This is a genomic window from Pseudomonas brassicacearum (genome assembly GCF_003732265.1).
GTDB lineage: Bacteria > Pseudomonadota > Gammaproteobacteria > Pseudomonadales > Pseudomonadaceae > Aquipseudomonas > Aquipseudomonas brassicacearum_D.
The window spans coordinates 498,611-515,926 of sequence record NZ_MOBK01000001.1 but is presented as its reverse complement, the minus strand read 5'-3'; the positions used below and the strand labels follow the sequence as shown (position 1 = coordinate 515,926).

Sequence of the window (17,316 nt, the reverse complement as noted above, 5' to 3'; positions counted from 1 at the left end):
AGGTGCTTCCATTGGTCGGGAAGTTGGGGGCGAGTGACCTTTGCGGATGTCGTACGAAGGTCAATCAATTTTGTCAGGGCGAGGCCACCCACTATGAGCAATACCGATGACTTCAGATTTCATGCCCATGAGTTGATTGTTGACCTGGATGCCGCCACCACGGAGATGATGAACCTGATTTCAGCGCATCAACTGAGCGGCCCGGAGTGGGAGCGTGTCACGCAATGGCAGCATGAAGCCTATGAACGGTGGATGGCTTATCTCAACGAAAGAAGCTATCCAGAGCCTCCTGAAGACAATGCCCCACATTGAGTTGTATTCAATAGATGGATGTCCGGCCGGCGAAGCGTTACATTTCGCGTTTTTACGGGATAAGGATGCGTCATGCGGATGTGGATTGGGGGAGTAACGCTGGCGATGCTGGCAGGTTGTTCGTTGCCGGCGTCTGTGGTGCCGGGTGAACCCAACGTCAGCAAATACAGCAACAAGCCACCGAAAGAACTGGCTGCGTGCATTTTGCCGGCGTGGCAGAAAGAAATTCCTAAAACGACTCAGGTCGGTATTTCCAATGGCTACCGGCTCAATGCGCCGAGCATCATCACGGCGGATGAAATTCTCGATATCGTCAAGTACAAGGACGGCAGCCGGGTTTCGCTGTATCAGGGGCCACCTTGGGCCAAATCCGGCGCCATGCGCAAAGCCGTGAAGGATTGTCTGTAACACTTTTCAATTGGGTAATTCTTCCCAGCTGACATCGATCAGGCCGCCTGCTTGCGCGTGGCCTTGAAGTGCGTCGTCATTTTGTTGATCGTGATCGTGCCCATACGAAAGCCCCAACCCTGAATGCAGGCAGGCGTAATACCATGCGTCCGCGTGATTCATGTGCGTGTCTGGCTGTACAAAAACGTGTCGCTGGTCATTAAAACGATAGGTGATTTGAAAATAGCGAGTGCGAGTCATCCGATTCTCCAGGTGCTACCGCTACGACATTAATGGCGTAGTGCCAGTTCCTTTGGATTTCGGACTTCTGTCTGCATGAGCAAAAGGCAGATATTTACCCGTTCATCGGCACGCGAATTACTGATGTTTGTCCTGCCCAACGATGCGCCGGTCATTGCCTGAAGGATTGCCGAGGTTGATCAATCGTCTTTCTACCAGGATGTTTTCGAGCGCCTGGCGTGCGACGGGGTCCAGCTGGTGTTCTCGCTCCTTGAGCTCCAGCAGGATGGGGCTCGACCAGGCGCGATAGGTTTTTTCGACAGCGCGAACGGACGTCATTTATCTCTCCTTGATCAGGCGCGACCCACCCATGAGCGGGGGCATTTGATTGCGTAGAGACCCTAGTTGAGGAAACCGGTTTTCGCCAACAGATTGCACTGCAATGGTGCGCCAGTTTCAGCGCATCACATTTTGTGCGCGGTGTTTTGCCGCGTCGATAGGTCAGTCAGCAGCTTTTTCGAAGTGTTTTGATGGTTTGGCAACTGGTCGCTGATGTCCCAGATTTCCAGCATTTTTGCGTATTCAAAGGCGTGGCGAGGGTCAGTCTGAATCCACTCCTTAAAGGCCAGCTTTTCCGTCTGAGTGCAGGTGTTTTCCTGTAAACGCATACACCAATGAGCGGCTTGGCTAAGGATTGCTTCGTCCATGTCGCAAGAGCTGGGTGGATTCATTGACTGTTACCTGTTTGGCCGGATAACGCACCTTACGAGGCCGTTTGCGAAAAATACGTCAAAAAGAAGTCGTGTTGATTTCAATGTTTCGCGGTGTTCAACCACACCGATGCACACAAACCGCTGTTGTTTTCCTCATCTGTAAAGCCAAGCCGAATCTGTGCACCCGTACGGTCCGCTATGGCCTTGACGATCGACAACCCCAGCCCCGAGCCTGCCTCTTCGGTTCCCAGGCTGCGGTAAAAAGGATCGAACACGCGCGTTTGTTCTTCCAGAGTAATACCCGGTCCCGAATCCTTGACCTGCAACTTCACCCAGTCCTGCGTCCGCTCAACGGAAAGGTCGATGCGTCCGCCGTCGGGCGTATATCGGATGGCGTTATCCAGCAAATTCTTCACCAAAACGACCAGATCCATTTCGTTGATGATGACCTGCGCGTCCTCGGTGCTCTCGACACCGATATCGAGGTGCTTGCGCTCGGCCAGCGGCAATAGATCCTCCAGCACCCGCCGATAGACGTCATGGACTGAGACGGCTGCTTGCGGTCGACTTGACCCCGATTGCGCGGTGGCCAGCGCCAGTAGTTGATCGATCAGTTTGCGGCTGCGCTCTATGCCCTGCGTCAAGGGCTGCAAACGCTCACGGGCGGGCGCCGGCATTGCTGTAGCCGCCAGCCGCTCGGCCTGCAAGGACAGGGCGGTCATGGGCGAGCGCAGTTCGTGGGCGGCGTCGGCGACGAAGCGGCGTTGGGCGTCCATGGACTGCGCGACACGCCCAAGCAAGCGATTGATGGCCACCACGAACGGACGGACTTCGGTCGGCAAGTGGTGCTCGTCGATGGGGTGCAATGCCTGTTCGTCGCGCCCGTCGATGTCAGCCGAAAGCGTGGCAATCGGACGGAACAGTTTGCGCACCAGGTCGCCGACCACCAGCAACAGCACCGGAAACAGGATCAGAAATGGCAGCAGGCTGCGCCACGCGCTCTCGCGAGCCTCCTTGTTGCGAATCCCGGTTTCCTGGGCGACGACAATGCGTTCGCCACGGCTAGTGGTCTTGACCAGCACGCGAAAATCTTCGCCCACGACGTTTAACGTCGACAAGCCATCGGCCAATGTCATGGGGAAGGGCAGCGGCAACAGGGCGTCGTCGTTGCCGAGCGCGGTGCTGCCATCGGCCAGGTATTGCACGATCACCCTGGATTCTTCGTTGTCGTCGGCGACCTCGTTTCCCACGGGATAGTGCAGGCTCATATGCTGGCGATCAAACAACACCGCCACCTGGCGCAAGGTGTCGTCCTGCATTTCGTGGGCTTCGTCGAACGCTGAGACGAAGGCAAAAATCCCCGCCACCACGGCAACGATCAGGATGGCCAGCGACAACGTGACGGACAGCCGCAGTTGTACCGAGTCACTCAAGCGCTTTTTGAAACCATCCATCCCATTCCCCTGACGTTCTTGATGACATGGCTGCCGAGTTTTCGCCGCAACCCGTGAATCAGAAATTCCACCGCATTGCTTTCCACTTCATTGCCCCAGCCGTAGAGGCGGTCTTCGAGTTCGCTGCGCGAGAGAATCGCGCCGGGCCGAATCAACAGCGCCTGTAGCAGGGCAAACTCGCGACTGGATAGCGGCACGTCGCGGCTATCGGCAGTGCTGGCCAGTTTGGAAACCAGGTCCAGCGCCACCACACCGTTGTCCAGCACGGACAGGGCGCTGCCACCCTTGCGGCGCAACACTGCGCGCATCCGGGCGAGCAGTTCGACCAGTTCGAAGGGTTTGACCAGGTAATCGTCAGCGCCGCCGTCGAGGCCACGCAGGCGATCATCGAGGTTGTCGCGTGCGGTGATGATCAGTAATGGCACCGGGTTGTTGCGCGCGCGGATGCTGTCGAGGACATCGAGCCCGTCCTTGCCCGGCAAACCGAGGTCGAGCAGCACCAGATCATAGTGTTGGGTGTCCAGCGCCGAGAGGGCGGTGAGTCCGTTCTTCACCCAGTCGACGGCATAGCTCGCATCGTTCAGGGCACCCTCAATGGCATCACCAATCATCGGGTCGTCTTCGACCAGCAATATCCGCATGTCCCGCTCCGCAAAAAAAGGCGCGGCGGTCATGACCGTCGCGCCTGTATTGAAGCACCTGTGCCGGGGTTTGTCCGCCGTCGGCTCAGGACTTGCCTTTCATCGAGTCGAAGGCTTTGAGCAAGTCATCCATCGCGGCTTTGCATTCGTCCTGCTTCGGGCTACCGGCGCGCAAGGCGTCGAGTGCCCGGTCGATGGCTTTGTCCACCACATGCCAGTCGCTGGCGGCCCGAGGCTTGATGCCGGCTTCGGCGGAATCCCAGGAGGTTTCCAGGTCCTTGATCCGGGTTTTGGCGCCGGGCAAATCATTCTTGTCGACCAGGGCGGCAACGTCGGCGGCGATATTACGGAACTCGGACAGGTCACCCAGTTTGGTACCCGACTGACTTGGGGTGCTCACCGAACTCGACGCAGCGCCTGTGGCGGGTTTGTCGGCAGGCTTGGAGCAGCCGCCGATCATGCCTAGCAAACAAATAGACGAGACAATGGCCGCATGACGAATAAGGGTTTGAACGTGGCGCATGATGATTCCTTGATGGGCGTTTTAACGGTTACTGAGTCACGGATTTACGGGTGCCGACGCTGATTTGAGCAACGACCACCAGCAGAAAGATGACGCTGAGGAAGATCGCACTGGTCCAGGCGGCGCCCATGCCGAGGCCGCCGTAGGTTTTGGCTTGAGTCAACAAATCGCCCAGGGACGCGCCGAAAGGCCGGGTCAGGATGTAGGCGATCCAGAAGGTCAGCACCACATTGCCGCCCATACGCCAGGACGCCAGCGTGGCGATGATCAAGGCACCGAAGATCACAATGCCGAGGGTGAAGCCCAGGCCCAGCGCTTCGGTCGCGAGGTCGCCGGCCGCCGTTCCCAAGGCAAACGTGCAGAGCACCGTCGCCCAATAGAACAGCTCCCGTCGTGGCGTGACGATTTCACGAATCGACAGGCTGTGCTCCATTCGGTACCAGGCCAGGAAATTGATCGCTAACAGAACGGAAAACACCGCCGTGCTGGTGTAGAGGCTGACGTCGAGGACGTCGGTCAGAATATCGGTGATCTGCGTACCGACGATGCTCACCAGCACCACCGTGAGCCAATAGATCCAGGGCGTGTAGGTTTTGGTGCGCATCTGGCAGAACAGCGCAATCGCCAACAACGACGCCATGCCGATGCTGGTCCAGCCGGCGCCGAAACCGGCATCCACGGCCAGGAAGTCCGCGCCGGTTTCACCAACGGTGGTCGACAGAATCTTGATCACCCAGAACGACAGCGTCACCTCGGGCACTTTGTTGAGCCAACCGGCTGTGGGGGAATTCATGTGAGGGCCTCTCCTGGGCAGCGCTGAAAGTGCGCAGGGGAGAAGGTATGGGAAGAAACTTAGCGGGGGCTGAGGAGGGGTGAATTAACCGGAATATTTGTGTTGCTTGGGTAGCCGGGTGACGGAGCGAGTTTTCTAAAAGCCAGAAACTACAAAGTCCGAATAATCAGGGTTTTGTTGTACATGAGATGGCGTGCCATTTATTCCCCTGCGCCGTTTAGAGGTTTTACTAATGTGGTCGATTGAAACGCTGTATTAACCTAGCTGCCTGGTCGGATTTGTTGTTGATTTTTCAATGGTTAAACAGCCGGTTTTTGTAATTAATAAAATCTGATGCCGCAAAAAAGCTAGCAGATATCGCATATTGACAGGCAGTCAAGCCAAAACTACCATCCGTCGCCATCGATCTTTATCCCATCAAATCACTGGTGTCTTGCGTTTGTTAAGGCGTCAGGGTGGAAGTGTATATTTATGTGAATGTTATGTTTGCAGTATTGCTGAATACCAAACATGTCAGATAAAACCACTGTGCGTTAAAGGCGAGCCAAAGTGATAAAACTAGTCATCCTGCTGGCCCTGCTTGCACCTATTATGGCAAGTGCTGGCGAACCTGACCACCTTGCCATTTGCAATGGACTCAAGCCAGATGTCACGCGTAGTTACGGCGTGTACAACTTAATGTTGGTGAATAACGGTAGTTCATATGTGTCGAATGAAGGGGCTGTACTTTGTGTCTATGACGGCGTTGTTCGGAAGTTTTTCGGTGATAACGCTGTAAGAGTTATGGTGACGCTGAATATTGCCAGCAACAAATACAATGTCCGGTTCTAATAATGGGTCGTCACTCGGGAGGCTAGAGGTCCTGATACACCTTTAGTTAGTTGTTGGGACCATGTTCTTTCGTCATCTGTATCAATGGGCGATCGTACTTAAATCTGTAGCGTACCCACGCCCTTGAATTCGCAAGGGCAAACAGTAGCGGTAGCAATTCAAGGAGAAGGAGATGGCAAAGTACCTCATCGCTCATGTGCGTCAGGGGGGGCAAAACATGATTATTTTCCCGCTGAACGCTTCATTCGGCAGTCAGTCAAACCATACGCAAGAAGAGATTATAAGGACGTTTCAGTTAGCGGCTTCCGGCGCAAGTCTCGCGGGGCATGTCGTCGTTATCTGGCGGTCGGGGAATCAAACTTACTTCAGAGCACCCTATGCGTGGCACTCTTTTTTCACATCACCAGACGCTTATGCATTTGTGATGGGTAACCTAAACAAAGAGCTAACGATCTAGCCACTTTTCCAAAGCCTCCGAGTTCTGCAGCGCTACATCAGTGCAATCATCCTGGCAGCGCGGCATCACCCTCTGCGGGCTGGCTTTATATTCATTCCTGAATCGTTGAGTCAGCCCGTAGCTCCTGCATCGTGAGTAACCCCAGTTTTCTGGGATTACCGCACATCCGGCAAGAACACACCTTCCCGTGGTTGGCAAAAATACCGGCGTTTTTTTCGCTGGTTGTCCAGCATTCATAAGCCCGCTGTTTTGCAAAAAAGCGAGACTTGAGGCGTCGTGTATCGTGTCGGCGTTGTGCTCTGGACATAATCTTCTCCGTAGCCAAAGCCGACAAAGCCCCGGCAGATTCCTCTGGCGGGGCTTCTAAAATGTCGGTCAGGTTCGCCATTGGTGAAACTCTTAATGTGCTGAAACGGTACCTTCAGCCGAGCAGTGGGTCAACACGCATTTGGCGCACTCAGGATTAACATTCACGTGGCCTCTTTGATCACGGTGATAGATCGGGAAACCAGCCCCAGTTCTCAGACGAAAGCTTCACGCCGTGCCGATATGGGTGTTGGATTAATCGGGTTGCCATGGCCCCGACGGCGCTGTTGCCTAGCGACTCAGGCAACAACGGCCGGAAATGACAAAGCCCCGAAAAGTCGGGGCTTTGTTTTATAGCGATGGCGGAGTTCTCAGCTTCGAGCTGACTTAGTAAACCACTAAGGAGCCTCCACTGGCCTGCTCGACATTTCGGTTATCGTTTGAGGTGGCGATTTCTCAGGCAGATTGCCGGGCGAGACCCTGCAGGAGGGTAGGCGAGAGAACGCCAGGGTCCCAAGCAGCGTCAGGATCAATACACATGGGTAGGTATAGCGGTAGGCCGGAAAAGGGATAATGAGTAGAAGCAGCAGTATTGAAGTAAGCGGTACCAGCGCGACTAACAATAACCCAAGGTCCTTCGTGCGAGCGATGTAAATCCCGACGACGAAGAAACCTAGGCCGAGCAACAACGCGGGTCTCCAGAATAACCAGAACCAATACTGACCTTCAGTCCACTTTTTGTAGGTTTCGAGTGATTCACGCAGTTGCGGCCAAAAACTCCTGCTTTCGCCTGCCAATGCCAGAAAACGTTTGTCGACGTTATCGTATCCGAGCGTGGCCGTTGTCTGGAACGGCAGTTGGCCGAAACCGGTGTGCCACATGACTTGGGTAATGCACGCCTGTCGCTGGAGCAAGAGATCGGGGTGCTGACGTACCAGGCCGATGATTGCCTGAAGCATTTCCACCTGGTGTTTTTTCAAGTAGTCCGCATAGTCAAGAGAATTAAGAAGTATGCCCTTGTTGACGCCGCTGAATGTCGTGTCGGTCATGTTGCAGTCGTAGGTGGACCACGCCTCGCGAGGCGCGATCGAATAGAACAATGCGGAGCTTTCGGCGGGGATTGGTATGCCCGTGGCTATGGCTGCCCCGAACAGATGATAGATGTACGCCGTGGCGAAGGTGCCCAGCGGAAGTCCGTCAGTAGAGAACTCGTTAAGGTTCTGGTTGTATTCGTAATTTTCACGGTGTGCCATTGTCCCCAGAGTCTGTGGCAGGACGAAAATGCCAGCGAGAAACATCAGTCCCGCCGCAACCAAGCGTCGATCTCTGGAGCGGTAAAAAAGCAACGCAAGTGCCAGTATCGTGACGGACAAGATAACGGGCATGGCATTGAAGCGCATTAGACCTGCGAATAAACCCCAACCGACAAACGCGATTAACAGGCGTGGCGAAGGTCGTGTTTTATCGGTTTGACGGAATAACGCCAGTAACGTCCAAATGAAAAAGAGCATGCCCATCGTGCAGAGTGCATCTTTGCCCAAGCCCGTGAAGAAGGTCGGGTACTGCGGGGTCAAGGCCATGGCCAAGACTACGATAAAGGTCCAGAAGAACGGAACACCGCGGTACCTTAGTTCGTGCAACACGAGCGCTACGCCCAGAGCGGCTAAAGAACTTTGAAAGACGAGAAGCGGCAGGGGCGAATTGCTAATGAACGTAAACAGGCGCATGAGGTAGGTTGTTGGATAGCCGATCGTCGCGGTCAACTCCCCGCGTTCTGCAGCTTGTACCCACTGTAGTGAACCGTCGTAACTTACATTGCCCGGAAAGAAGGCAAGCAAAGTTACACCCGTGGACAATAACAGTGGCAGAGCGATGGCTACGATTTCCCAGCCCCGAGGCTGGTAGCTGACTGTCAGTTCGTCGCATTGCTTGCGAGTGATCCGCAGAGCGATAAATGCCAGTAAGGAAAATACGACAGCGGCCGCGACAAACCAGTATGAATGGTAAATCGGAGCTTTGATTGAATAGGCTAGTGTTGACTCGGGGCCGCCAACAACCAATGGCCAGAATGATTCGGCAGGCGCTTTTAAGACGACTTCTTGCTGGCTACCGGCCTCGTTACTGATGTTGGCTATTGCACCTTGGGGGTGACGAAGGAGAAAGACCCGGACGGGTTCATCTTCGGTCGTGATAACGAGAGGTTTTACGGGCCCGGCAGATTGCAGAATCGTCGCGTCAACCAGTTGGGTAACCTGCCAGCCATCCGGCACATCAAGCTTGCGTTCTGTCAGGTACTGTTCGTAACTTTTTCCAAACAGCACCAGACGTACGTCGCCCTCCTGCCCTGCAACTGGAGTGATGCTGACGCGATACACCGTGTGCTCATGTCCGAGGTCCAGCGACAGGACAATGAGGATTGTGGCCAGTGCAGCCGCCAACCAATAACCGGGAGCCATCAGTCGAAAAAATTTGGCAGGAGATGTCATGGATATTCGCTTATTGTTTTAGGTCTGTTCGCGGACGGGCGTTTTGCAGCGCGAATTGACGGGCTAGCTTGGTCAGTTGTCTCTGTTGCGCGTGGAGGTGTCGAAGAACAAGGACCAAAGCGTTAACGATCGTAACGGACAGAAGGATCAAGAAAAAATCCAGGCCTCTGCCGATACCGAAGTAGTGCGCGATAGTAGTAGTGGCGTCGGGATTCCAGACAAAGTAAATAGCACCAAGATAAGCGGTACACAGTAGCCAGCGTGTCGCAGGTTGTTTGATGAAGACAAAGATATAGATGGCCATGAACAGGAACACGGCGGCGAGAAAAAAGTTGAAGATCATTTAGAAATCCTCCCCATCAAAAGTTCCATCAAGATGCGAATCGCGTTAATCCCTTTTTGTCCTTTGCGTATCGAATAGTCAGTGTAGGTAATGGTCACTGGGAACTCGATGAACGGGGTGCGATGTACCGCGATATGGTCCAGGATTTCCGAGGCGTGGGCCATTCGGTTCTGCTGGAATTCGAATGTCTCGCAGAACTTGCGGGTCAGGACGCGAAAGCCATTGTGTACATCGGTAATCTTTATGCGTGCCGTAACCCGTGTATAAAACAGCGCGGCGCCCAGCAATAGTCGGCGTCGCGTGGAAATGTTTTTGGTCTTGCCGAGGAAACGACTACCCAATACCAGGTCGGCGTCGCTTGTCTCGAGGGCCTCCAACATCGGGGCAATCTCGCGAGCGTCATGTTGACCATCAGCATCGAAGGTGACGATCGTTTCGCCGCCCTGTTGCAATGCGTAAGTGATACCGGTTTGAAGTGCGGCACCTTGACCGAGATTGATCGGGTGAGACAGGACATGTGCGCCAGCAGCAAAAGCAATGGCAGCAGTCTTGTCGCGTGAACAGTCATCAACAACAATGATGTTGTCGACATGTTGCAGCAGCGTTGTAACGGTTTCGGCGATGACAGACCCTTCCTCGAAGGCGGCTATTACTACCCAAACATTTGGCTTGTTAATCTTATGCATTACTTACTCCGCCGCAACTAATAGAAGGCCTGCAGCAATGACCAACAACCCTAGCCCGAAACGTGCGGAAAGTTGTTCCTGGAAGAATATCGAACTGCCGACTGCCGCCACTGCCAAACTGACAAGGGTGAAGGGATAGGCGCGAGAAAGGGGCAGAAAGGTCAGCAACCATACCCAGTAAACCAGCATTAATGCATACCAGGCGGCACCCAGGACAAAGGGCCAGTCGAAGACCATTGTAAGCAGACGCATAACAAGGTCTTGTTCTACATTGGGTACCTGCCGTTGCGCAGCAAACTTGAGCAGCAGTTGACCAAAGCCCATGCCAACAGCGAAGAGTAGCAGGAGGAAAATGTGGGCAATCTTCATTTTGCCTCCGGTGTCTTAAATATCATTAGTCTGTCCAATCATAAGTTGACACGCGCAGCAAGGTGGGTTAGGGCTTGCTACGGGCCGGGCTCGTCAAAAAAAGGGTATGGAGAATTGGAAGGCATGAGGCTGATGGATTTTCGGGGGCGAGTCCGTTTCAACGGTACCTTTTCTCTCTGATCAATCCCTCTCTTGACTGAGCGTGTTCATTGTTATTCGAGTGCGTTTTGGCTCCAGAATCATACAGAACAAATACGTCTAGCATAAGTGTGAAACATTTCGTATCCGCTCAGGTGTCTCCTGAAGCCTGAGATCCAACTAGGTTAGGTGCCTCTCAAGGTACACGGGGTTGATGACCGTTAATGTCATTGAACAGTTAGCCTGCCCGCAGTCAGCATCGCCAAAGAGTACTGCTTGAGCATCAAGAGTGAAGATCGCGATCATTCAGAGGGACGGCGGGATGGTGGGCAATGGACTGTAAATTCGCGCTGCGTGGGGCTGATTCCCGCCAGTGGTTTCACAAATGCACCGCTCCAGCCGAATTGAGTGTTCAAACCCCAGAAACGACAAAGCCCTGAATAATCAGGGCTTTGTCGGTACAAATATGGCGGAGGCGATGGGATTCGAACTCATGGACCTGTTACAGTCGACGGTTTTCAAGACCGTTGCCTTAAACCACTCGGCCACACCTCCGTTTGCGTTGCGGGCGCCATAATACCTGAATGAAACACACTGTCAAACTCTCTGCATAGCTTGTTACAGAGCGTCTGTTATGATCTTTGCGACTGAACGTTTCAAACCAACAGGAGTGTCGCCATGCGCGAACAGGATTACGCAGTTAATAACAGCGTGCAGGCTGAGCAGCTAGAGGTTAGCCGCGTCCTGCGCAACACTTACGGCTTACTCGCTCTCACCCTCGCATTCAGCGGCGTGATGGCGTTTGTCGCTCAGCAGATGCGTGTCGGATACCCGAACGTGTTCGTGGTGCTGATCGGCTTCTACGGCCTTTTCTTCCTCACCAACAAACTCCGTGATTCGGCCTGGGGCCTGGTGTCTGCTTTTGCCCTGACCGGTTTCATGGGTTTCCTGCTCGGCCCGATCCTCAACCGTTACCTGGGGATGCAGGGCGGCGCTGAAGTGGTCAGTTCGGCGTTCGCGATGACGGCGCTGGTGTTTGGTGGTCTGTCGGCCTATGTGCTGATTACCCGCAAGGACATGAGCTTCCTCGGCGGTTTCATCACCGCAGGCTTCTTCGTGCTGCTGGGTGCGACGCTGGCGAGCTTCTTCTTCCAGATCAGCGGCCTGCAACTGGCGATCAGCGCAGGTTTCGTGCTGTTCTCCTCGGTCTGCATTCTGTTCCAGACCAGCGCCATCATTCACGGCGGCGAGCGCAACTACATCATGGCGACCATCAGCCTGTATGTATCGATCTACAACCTGTTCATCAGCTTGTTGCAGCTGTTTGGCATCATGAGCCGCGATGATTGATCGAAGGCCTTGAGTAAAAAACCCGCTTCGGCGGGTTTTTTATTACCTGATATTCAAGTCATTCAGTTAATGGCAATGCTGCCGTCGGCGTGTTGGCGGTAAATGGTGTAGGGGAGCAACAAGGTGTCGAGCGCGCCGGACATGACCGCATCGATCAGCACCCAACCAGGCTCGGCAGTGTAGGTTTGCGCATCCAGGCCGTTCTTCAGGGGGGCGTTCAGGCTGCAGAAGTCATAGGTCACGCCGCTGTAAATTCGCGGAACTGCACCGCAATAGCTTTTCTGCTCGTTGAGGCTTTTCGCCGCCACTTTGTCGCCGCGCACCACCGTTTGTATCGTGCCGCAGCCCGCCAGCATCAGCATCAGCATCGCCAGCAGCATTGCCTGAGTTTTCATAGACCGCCAATCCTTCGCCGGAAAAACCTCAATCTACGCCATTGGCGAATAAACATCACTTATGCCATCGGCGGCAGCCGGCGTTTGACCGGAGTCTTCTTGACGATTGCCGTGTTGGTTTCGGCGTGGGTATTGAGACGGTCGAGCAGGGTGTCCAATTGTTCCATCGAACGCACATGCAGGCGGGCGATGAAGCAGTCGTCGCCCGTGACTTTGTCGCACTCGGTGAATTCGGGGATCGCCTGAATCTGCCGCTCCACTTCCTGCAACTGACCCGGCAACGGTCGAATCCGCACGATGGCCTGGAGTTGATAGCCGAAGCATTTCGGGTCGATTTCCACGGTGTAGCCCTTGAGCACCCCGCGTTCTTCGAGGCGACGAAGGCGCTCGGCGACACTGGGTGAGGACAAGCCGCTGAGGTGTGCCAGGGCCTTGAGCGAGCGCCGTGAGTCTTCCATCAAGGCGCTGATCAGCACTTGGTCGATGTCGTCGGTCATGGCGAACCCCCTGTAAGGCATTAAATTGAAACTGCCTTGATAAAAAAGGCAGAAACCGAGTTTAGCCTGCTTTTTGCGCTGGAGAAGCCCCTTGGTGGATTGGCATACTTTGCGCTCAAACACAGGAGTCTGAAGATGGACACATCAATACGTCGCGGCTCATTCGAGATGAGCGCCGCCATGCTGATCTCCGGGACCATCGGCTGGTTTGTGCTGGTGTCGGGGCAACCGGTGCTGGACGTGGTGTTCTGGCGCTGCCTGTTCGGGGCCGGCACCTTGCTGCTGATTTGCGCGGCGTTCGGCTTCCTGCGTCCCGGCATTCTGACCCGTACCACCTTCCTGCTGGCGGTGCTCAGCGGCGTGGCAATTGTCGGCAACTGGGTGCTGTTGTTCGCGTCCTATTCGCGCGCCTCGATTGCCATTGGCACGGCGGTCTACAACGTGCAACCGTTCATGCTGGTGGGCCTGGCCGCGTTGTTCCTCAACGAAAAAATAACCCTGCAGAAACTGTTCTGGCTGGGCATTTCCTTTCTCGGAATGCTCGCAATTGTCAGCGCCCATGGCGGGCAGGGCGAGAGCGGTAATGATTACCTGATGGGGATTGGCCTGGCGCTGGGTGCAGCATTCCTTTACGCAATTGCCGCGCTGATCATCAAGCGCCTGACCGGTACGCCGCCGCATCTGATCGCTTTGATCCAGGTCTGCACCGGGGTGCTGTTGCTCGCGCCGTTTGCGCACTTTTCGGCGCTGCCGCAAGCGCCGAGTGCCTGGGCCAGCCTGGTCACACTGGGCATCGTCCACACCGGTGTGATGTACGTGCTGTTGTACGGCGCGATTCAGAAACTGCCGACGGCACTGACCGGGGCGTTGTCGTTCATCTATCCGATTGCGGCGATTTTTGTCGACTGGTTTGCCTTCGGCCATCGCCTGGAGCCGCTGCAATGGCTCGGTGTCGCGGCGATTCTGCTGGCTGCCGCAGGCATGCAGCAGGGTTGGGGTTTCAAGTCGCGCAAACTGGCGGCTCAGTAAATGTCAGATGTTCCAGCGCGGCGCAGTTTTGGCCAGTCGCTGGCGCATCTCGCCAATGTTGGCGGCGAACTGGCGGGTCAACAGCCGATAACCGTCGAGCGGGCTGTAGACCGGCGTTTCAAGACTTGAAGCGGGCGGCAGGTCGACAGGCCGGCTCAGCCGTTGCGACGCACCGGTCTTCAGCGCTCGCGCCATACCGATCAGTTGCACGCGGATCAGCCGATGCTCTGCGGTCATCGCCGATTGCAGTTGCGCCATGGCCTTCGGATCGCTGGCATCCGGACGAGTGTTGGCGAGGATTTCCAGGGTGCTGACGCACATGCGCAAATTGCGCTGAATGGCATCCAGTTCGGTCATGGAGATTTTCACTTCCTTGGACACCGACGGCATCAGCGAGCGCAATTGCACCATCACGGTGTTCAAGCGCCTCATGAGCTTGAGGTGTTCGTCATCGCTGACCGGCAGGCCATTGATGATGCGCCCGTAGATCGTCGCGCAATCGCGCAACGCATCAGCCAGGTTGTAGCGCCAGGAAAACACCGCGTACAGCGGCAGCGCGAAGGAAAACGCCAGCGCCAGGGCGATGCCGATCAGGATATCCACCCCGCGCCACAAGCCGTCCGTGACCGGGTTGTCACCGTGCCCCGCGACAATAAACACAGTGATCGCCGCCAGCAACGCCGTGTAGCCACCCTTGCCAATGGCGTGATACGAGAAAAACCCGCACACCACCGACATGGCGAAATAGGTCAACCACGGCATCCCCAGCCAGGCCTGTTGCGCGACCAGCACCAGACCAACGCCGGCCCCGATCAACGTGCCAATGGCCCGTTCGGCAGCCTTTTTGCCGATATTGCCGTGGTGCTGCAAGCCACCAATCACCACCAGCATCGTCACCGAGGCCCATTCACCGTGCGGCAAATGGATGCCGGTAGTCAGCAGGATCGTCGCCAGCAACCCAAGCGAGACCCGCACCGCGTGGATCAGTCTGGCGTGGCGATAGCGCCGGTACGGGTCCAGCAACGGACGCAGCAGTCGGCGCAGCAGCGGTGGCAGTCGATGGCTGAAGGTACTCAGGCTCGGTGTCCTCAGAAAATGTAATCGGTGGTCAGGAAGCTCGAACTGCGTCCACTGATGATCTCGCTGATGAGGTCCTTGTTGGTCTCCTGGAACTTGGTGGCGACCAACGTACGGATCGAAAACACCCGCAGCGCATCATGTACCGACAGCGTGCCTTCGGCCGAGTTCTTGCGCCCGTTGAACGGGAAGGTGTCCGGGCCGCGCTGGCACTGGGCGTTGAGGTTGATGCGCCCGACCTGGTTGGCGAACGTGTCCACCAGCCGGCCGACCGCCACCGGGTTGGTGCCGAAAATACTCAACTGCTGGCCGAAGTCCGATTCCAGGACGTAATCGATCACCGTGTCCAGATGGCGGTACGGCACGATCGGAATGACCGGGCCGAACTGTTCTTCCTGATAGACACGCATCTGCGTGGTCACCGGGTACAGCACCGCCGGGTAGAAGAACGAGGCGCGGGCCACGCCGCCGTTGGGGTTGACCACTTTGGCGCCTTTGCTTTCGGCATCGGCGACCAGCGAATGCAGGTAATCGACCTTGCCCGACTCCGGCAGCGGCGTCAGTGCCACGCCGCTGTCCCACGGCATGCCGGGTTTGAGGCTGGCGAGTTTGGCGTTGAATTTCTCGATGAACGCTTCGACCACGTCTTCATGCACGAAGAGGATTTTCAGCGCGGTGCAGCGCTGACCGTTGAACGACAGCGAGCCGGTCACCGCTTCGCTCACCGCGTTGTCCAGATCAACCTCCGGCAGGACGATGCCGGGGTTCTTCGCATCAAGGCCCAGCGCCGCACGCAAACGGTGAGGTTTTGGGTGGAGTTTTTTCAGGTCGCTGGCAGCTTTGTTGGTGCCGATAAACGCGAAGATGTCGATCTTGCCGCTGGCCATCAGCGCGCTGACGGTCTCGCGGCCGCTGCCGTAGATCACGTTGATCACCCCGGCCGGGAAGCTGTCGCGGAACGCTTCGAGCAGCGGGCGAATCAGCAACACGCCAAGCTTGGCCGGTTTGAACACCACGGTGTTGCCCATGATCAGCGCCGGAATCAACGTGGTGAAGGTTTCGTTCAACGGGTAGTTGTAGGGGCCCATGCACAGGGCCACGCCGAGCGGGACGCGACGGATCTGGCCGAGGGTGTCCTGTTCCAGCTCGAAGCGGCTGGAGCGGCGGTCGAGTTCTTTCAAGGCATTGATGGTGTCGACGATGTAATCGCAGGTGCGGTCGAACTCTTTTTCCGAGTCCTTGAGGTTCTTGCCGATCTCCCACATCAGCAGCTTGACCACCGCCTCACGCTGTTGACGCATGCGACCGAGAAAGGCTTCGACGTGCTGGATGCGTTCGGCCACCCGCATGGTCGGCCACAAACCCTGACCACGGTCGTAAGCACGGACGGCGGCGTCCAGCGCGGTCAGCGCAGTGTCGGCGTCCAGCAGCGGCGTGCTGCCGAGGATCACTTGTTCGTCGCCATTCGCGCCGGTCAGGTACACCGGGCTGCGGACCTGGGCGAGCGGTCCGTCCCAGGTTTTCAGTTCGCCATCGACCAGGTACTCGCGCTGCTCGGTCTGGCCGTCTAGGCGGTACTTTTCCGGGATGTCGGCGAGGCTCGGAAACAGGTTGTCGAGAATGTTGGCTGTGGTCATGTCGCTACCCCCTCTGGATTGGGTCATGCACTGATGAATCGTTTTAGCAGACCTCGGCCTCGCTTGTCATGACTCATCTCAGGGTTTTGTGCCGGTGGGTGATGGCGTGCGGATTTCACGGTGCATCGGTCATGGCCTCAGAAGCCCCCCTTGTTGGCCCCCAATGCCCTCAACCCGCCCACGCCGGGTGCCTTAGTGTGGAGTTCTCCTTGATCACAACAATAAACGGTGCACCTGGCTGACCGGGCACCCCATGAGAGGAACGCCATGCGGGCACGCCGATCCAGTGAAAAGCCTAGCCTTTGTTTTGCCCTGGTGGGGTTCGCGATGTTGCTTGCAGGGTGTGGCGAAGAGCCAAAAAACCCGGCGTCGCACGTTAACGCGGCCACCGCCAGGCCCGCCGACACCGAGCTGGCGCAGGTCTACGACAACAGTTGCAAGCTCTGCCACGCCAACCCGGCGGCCGGGGCACCGCTGACCGGCGACAGCAAAGCCTGGGAGCCGCGGGTCCTGCAGGGCGCCGACACGCTGCTCGACCATGCGATCAACGGCTATAACGGCATGCCACCGATGGGCCAGTGCGTGCAGTGTTCAGAGGAGCAGTTCCTGGCGCTGATCAGCTTCATGTCCGGCCAGCACATCCCACAATAAG

Annotated in this window: 23 protein-coding genes and 1 tRNA gene; 7 read left to right on the top strand and 17 right to left on the bottom strand. The window is 56.3% G+C overall.

All coding sequences use genetic code 11. The features are described 5' to 3' along the window. Positions 1 to 93 precede the first annotated feature (93 nt). The gene (locus tag BK660_RS02470; protein ID WP_123431917.1) at positions 94 to 312 is read left to right on the top strand and encodes a hypothetical protein; all 219 of its coding nucleotides are present in this window, start codon (positions 94 to 96) and stop codon (positions 310 to 312) included. Between the two features lie 72 nt (positions 313 to 384). Further along, positions 385 to 720 carry a hypothetical protein gene (locus tag BK660_RS02465; RefSeq protein ID WP_123431916.1) on the top strand — a complete coding sequence of 112 codons (336 nt, stop codon included), beginning with the start codon at positions 385 to 387 and terminating at the stop codon, positions 718 to 720. A 6-nt stretch (positions 721 to 726) separates the two neighbouring features. Here the strand turns inward: BK660_RS02465 and BK660_RS02460 are convergent, their stop codons facing one another. From BK660_RS02460 to BK660_RS02430, 7 genes are all read right to left on the bottom strand, one after another. Next, entirely contained in the window at positions 727 to 960 is a 234-nt protein-coding gene (locus tag BK660_RS02460; protein ID WP_123431915.1) for a DUF6555 family protein, read from the bottom strand. Between the two features lie 117 nt (positions 961 to 1,077). Next, complete coding sequence (locus BK660_RS02455) at positions 1,078 to 1,278, bottom strand: hypothetical protein (RefSeq protein WP_123431914.1); 201 nt, start codon at positions 1,276 to 1,278, stop codon at positions 1,078 to 1,080. Positions 1,279 to 1,403: 125 nt separating this feature from the next. Further along, entirely contained in the window at positions 1,404 to 1,670 is a 267-nt protein-coding gene (locus BK660_RS02450; protein WP_259698466.1) for a FecR/PupR family sigma factor regulator, read from the bottom strand. An 80-nt stretch (positions 1,671 to 1,750) separates the two neighbouring features. Then, positions 1,751 to 3,106, bottom strand: coding sequence for an ATP-binding protein (locus BK660_RS02445; protein WP_123431912.1), 1,356 nt, complete (start codon positions 3,104 to 3,106; stop codon positions 1,751 to 1,753). Further along, positions 3,082 to 3,747 (bottom strand): response regulator transcription factor, encoded by a 666-nt coding sequence (locus BK660_RS02440; protein WP_123432521.1) that lies wholly within the window; start codon positions 3,745 to 3,747, stop codon positions 3,082 to 3,084. Before BK660_RS02440 ends, BK660_RS02445 begins: the two co-directional genes overlap by 25 nt. Before the next feature lie 85 nt (positions 3,748 to 3,832). Further along, entirely contained in the window at positions 3,833 to 4,270 is a 438-nt protein-coding gene (locus BK660_RS02435) for a hypothetical protein (RefSeq protein WP_123431911.1), read from the bottom strand. Between the two features lie 28 nt (positions 4,271 to 4,298). Beyond that, complete coding sequence (locus BK660_RS02430; RefSeq protein WP_123431910.1) at positions 4,299 to 5,063, bottom strand: COG4705 family protein; 765 nt, start codon at positions 5,061 to 5,063, stop codon at positions 4,299 to 4,301. 549 nt (positions 5,064 to 5,612) lie between these two features. Here BK660_RS02430 and BK660_RS02425 point away from each other — a divergent pair. Further along, complete coding sequence (locus tag BK660_RS02425; RefSeq protein WP_123431909.1) at positions 5,613 to 5,894, top strand: hypothetical protein; 282 nt, start codon at positions 5,613 to 5,615, stop codon at positions 5,892 to 5,894. Positions 5,895 to 6,066: 172 nt separating this feature from the next. Further along, positions 6,067 to 6,351 (top strand): hypothetical protein, encoded by a 285-nt coding sequence (locus BK660_RS02420; protein ID WP_123431908.1) that lies wholly within the window; start codon positions 6,067 to 6,069, stop codon positions 6,349 to 6,351. Between the two features lie 91 nt (positions 6,352 to 6,442). Here BK660_RS02420 and BK660_RS02415 read toward each other — a convergent pair whose 3' ends face one another. The 6 genes from BK660_RS02415 to BK660_RS02390 all read right to left on the bottom strand — a co-directional run bounded on the left by BK660_RS02415 (position 6,443) and on the right by BK660_RS02390 (position 11,234). Beyond that, positions 6,443 to 6,739 (bottom strand): RNA-binding protein, encoded by a 297-nt coding sequence (locus tag BK660_RS02415; RefSeq protein ID WP_123431907.1) that lies wholly within the window; start codon positions 6,737 to 6,739, stop codon positions 6,443 to 6,445. A 316-nt stretch (positions 6,740 to 7,055) separates the two neighbouring features. Next, the gene (locus tag BK660_RS02410; protein WP_148057417.1) at positions 7,056 to 9,143 is read right to left on the bottom strand and encodes a hypothetical protein; all 2,088 of its coding nucleotides are present in this window, start codon (positions 9,141 to 9,143) and stop codon (positions 7,056 to 7,058) included. A 10-nt stretch (positions 9,144 to 9,153) separates the two neighbouring features. Then, complete coding sequence (locus BK660_RS02405) at positions 9,154 to 9,486, bottom strand: DUF2304 domain-containing protein (RefSeq protein ID WP_123431905.1); 333 nt, start codon at positions 9,484 to 9,486, stop codon at positions 9,154 to 9,156. Next, positions 9,483 to 10,172, bottom strand: a complete 690-nt coding sequence (locus tag BK660_RS02400) for a glycosyltransferase family 2 protein (protein WP_123431904.1) — start codon at positions 10,170 to 10,172, stop codon at positions 9,483 to 9,485. The genes BK660_RS02405 and BK660_RS02400 overlap by 4 nt, the downstream gene beginning before the upstream one ends. Positions 10,173 to 10,175: 3 nt before the next feature. Beyond that, positions 10,176 to 10,541, bottom strand: a complete 366-nt coding sequence (locus tag BK660_RS02395) for a DMT family transporter (RefSeq protein ID WP_123431903.1) — start codon at positions 10,539 to 10,541, stop codon at positions 10,176 to 10,178. Between the two features lie 605 nt (positions 10,542 to 11,146). Then, positions 11,147 to 11,234, bottom strand: a tRNA-Ser gene (locus BK660_RS02390). 123 nt (positions 11,235 to 11,357) lie between these two features. Here BK660_RS02390 and BK660_RS02385 point away from each other — a divergent pair. Continuing rightward, entirely contained in the window at positions 11,358 to 12,029 is a 672-nt protein-coding gene (locus tag BK660_RS02385) for a Bax inhibitor-1/YccA family protein (RefSeq protein ID WP_027923729.1), read from the top strand. Between the two features lie 62 nt (positions 12,030 to 12,091). Here BK660_RS02385 and BK660_RS02380 read toward each other — a convergent pair whose 3' ends face one another. Together BK660_RS02380 and BK660_RS02375 are read right to left on the bottom strand one after the other, a co-directional pair. Beyond that, positions 12,092 to 12,424, bottom strand: a complete 333-nt coding sequence (locus tag BK660_RS02380; protein WP_123431902.1) for a YceK/YidQ family lipoprotein — start codon at positions 12,422 to 12,424, stop codon at positions 12,092 to 12,094. A 59-nt stretch (positions 12,425 to 12,483) separates the two neighbouring features. Next, positions 12,484 to 12,921 (bottom strand): Lrp/AsnC family transcriptional regulator, encoded by a 438-nt coding sequence (locus BK660_RS02375; RefSeq protein ID WP_059182827.1) that lies wholly within the window; start codon positions 12,919 to 12,921, stop codon positions 12,484 to 12,486. A gap of 135 nt (positions 12,922 to 13,056) precedes the next feature. On the opposite strand from BK660_RS02375, the gene BK660_RS02370 reads away from it, so the two are divergent. Then, on the top strand, positions 13,057 to 13,950 hold the full coding sequence (locus BK660_RS02370) for a DMT family transporter (protein WP_123431901.1): 894 nt from the start codon (positions 13,057 to 13,059) through the stop codon (positions 13,948 to 13,950). 3 nt (positions 13,951 to 13,953) lie between these two features. On the opposite strand, the gene BK660_RS02365 is transcribed toward BK660_RS02370, so the two are convergent. Both BK660_RS02365 and BK660_RS02360 read right to left on the bottom strand, forming a co-directional pair. After that, positions 13,954 to 14,973, bottom strand: a complete 1,020-nt coding sequence (locus tag BK660_RS02365) for an FUSC family protein (protein WP_259698465.1) — start codon at positions 14,971 to 14,973, stop codon at positions 13,954 to 13,956. A gap of 65 nt (positions 14,974 to 15,038) precedes the next feature. Continuing rightward, positions 15,039 to 16,664 (bottom strand): NADP-dependent glyceraldehyde-3-phosphate dehydrogenase, encoded by a 1,626-nt coding sequence (locus tag BK660_RS02360; RefSeq protein ID WP_123431899.1) that lies wholly within the window; start codon positions 16,662 to 16,664, stop codon positions 15,039 to 15,041. A gap of 327 nt (positions 16,665 to 16,991) precedes the next feature. Here BK660_RS02360 and BK660_RS02355 point away from each other — a divergent pair, with 327 nt between their 5' ends. Next, on the top strand, positions 16,992 to 17,315 hold the full coding sequence (locus BK660_RS02355; protein WP_123431898.1) for a c-type cytochrome: 324 nt from the start codon (positions 16,992 to 16,994) through the stop codon (positions 17,313 to 17,315). Position 17,316: the final 1 nt, after the last annotated feature.

Bases quoted from the DNA above. Each gene is read 5' to 3' on its own strand.
- BK660_RS02355 (WP_123431898.1), top strand. From the start codon at position 16,992: ATGTTGCTTGCAGGGTGTGGCGAAGAGCCAAAAAACCCGGCGTCGCAC.
- BK660_RS02360 (WP_123431899.1), bottom strand. From the start codon at position 16,664: ATGACCACAGCCAACATTCTCGACAACCTGTTTCCGAGCCTCGCCGAC.
- BK660_RS02395 (WP_123431903.1), bottom strand. From the start codon at position 10,541: ATGAAGATTGCCCACATTTTCCTCCTGCTACTCTTCGCTGTTGGCATG.
- BK660_RS02455 (WP_123431914.1), bottom strand. From the start codon at position 1,278: ATGACGTCCGTTCGCGCTGTCGAAAAAACCTATCGCGCCTGGTCGAGC.
- BK660_RS02400 (WP_123431904.1), bottom strand. From the start codon at position 10,172: ATGCATAAGATTAACAAGCCAAATGTTTGGGTAGTAATAGCCGCCTTC.
- BK660_RS02435 (WP_123431911.1), bottom strand. From the start codon at position 4,270: ATGCGCCACGTTCAAACCCTTATTCGTCATGCGGCCATTGTCTCGTCT.
- BK660_RS02445 (WP_123431912.1), bottom strand. From the start codon at position 3,106: ATGGATGGTTTCAAAAAGCGCTTGAGTGACTCGGTACAACTGCGGCTG.
- BK660_RS02430 (WP_123431910.1), bottom strand. From the start codon at position 5,063: ATGAATTCCCCCACAGCCGGTTGGCTCAACAAAGTGCCCGAGGTGACG.
- BK660_RS02385 (WP_027923729.1), top strand. From the start codon at position 11,358: ATGCGCGAACAGGATTACGCAGTTAATAACAGCGTGCAGGCTGAGCAG.
- BK660_RS02415 (WP_123431907.1), bottom strand. From the start codon at position 6,739: ATGGCGAACCTGACCGACATTTTAGAAGCCCCGCCAGAGGAATCTGCC.
- BK660_RS02420 (WP_123431908.1), top strand. From the start codon at position 6,067: ATGGCAAAGTACCTCATCGCTCATGTGCGTCAGGGGGGGCAAAACATG.
- BK660_RS02380 (WP_123431902.1), bottom strand. From the start codon at position 12,424: ATGAAAACTCAGGCAATGCTGCTGGCGATGCTGATGCTGATGCTGGCG.
- BK660_RS02370 (WP_123431901.1), top strand. From the start codon at position 13,057: ATGGACACATCAATACGTCGCGGCTCATTCGAGATGAGCGCCGCCATG.
- BK660_RS02440 (WP_123432521.1), bottom strand. From the start codon at position 3,747: ATGCGGATATTGCTGGTCGAAGACGACCCGATGATTGGTGATGCCATT.
- BK660_RS02460 (WP_123431915.1), bottom strand. From the start codon at position 960: ATGACTCGCACTCGCTATTTTCAAATCACCTATCGTTTTAATGACCAG.
- BK660_RS02450 (WP_259698466.1), bottom strand. From the start codon at position 1,670: ATGAATCCACCCAGCTCTTGCGACATGGACGAAGCAATCCTTAGCCAA.
- BK660_RS02465 (WP_123431916.1), top strand. From the start codon at position 385: ATGCGGATGTGGATTGGGGGAGTAACGCTGGCGATGCTGGCAGGTTGT.
- BK660_RS02410 (WP_148057417.1), bottom strand. From the start codon at position 9,143: ATGACATCTCCTGCCAAATTTTTTCGACTGATGGCTCCCGGTTATTGG.
- BK660_RS02375 (WP_059182827.1), bottom strand. From the start codon at position 12,921: ATGACCGACGACATCGACCAAGTGCTGATCAGCGCCTTGATGGAAGAC.
- BK660_RS02470 (WP_123431917.1), top strand. From the start codon at position 94: ATGAGCAATACCGATGACTTCAGATTTCATGCCCATGAGTTGATTGTT.
- BK660_RS02405 (WP_123431905.1), bottom strand. From the start codon at position 9,486: ATGATCTTCAACTTTTTTCTCGCCGCCGTGTTCCTGTTCATGGCCATC.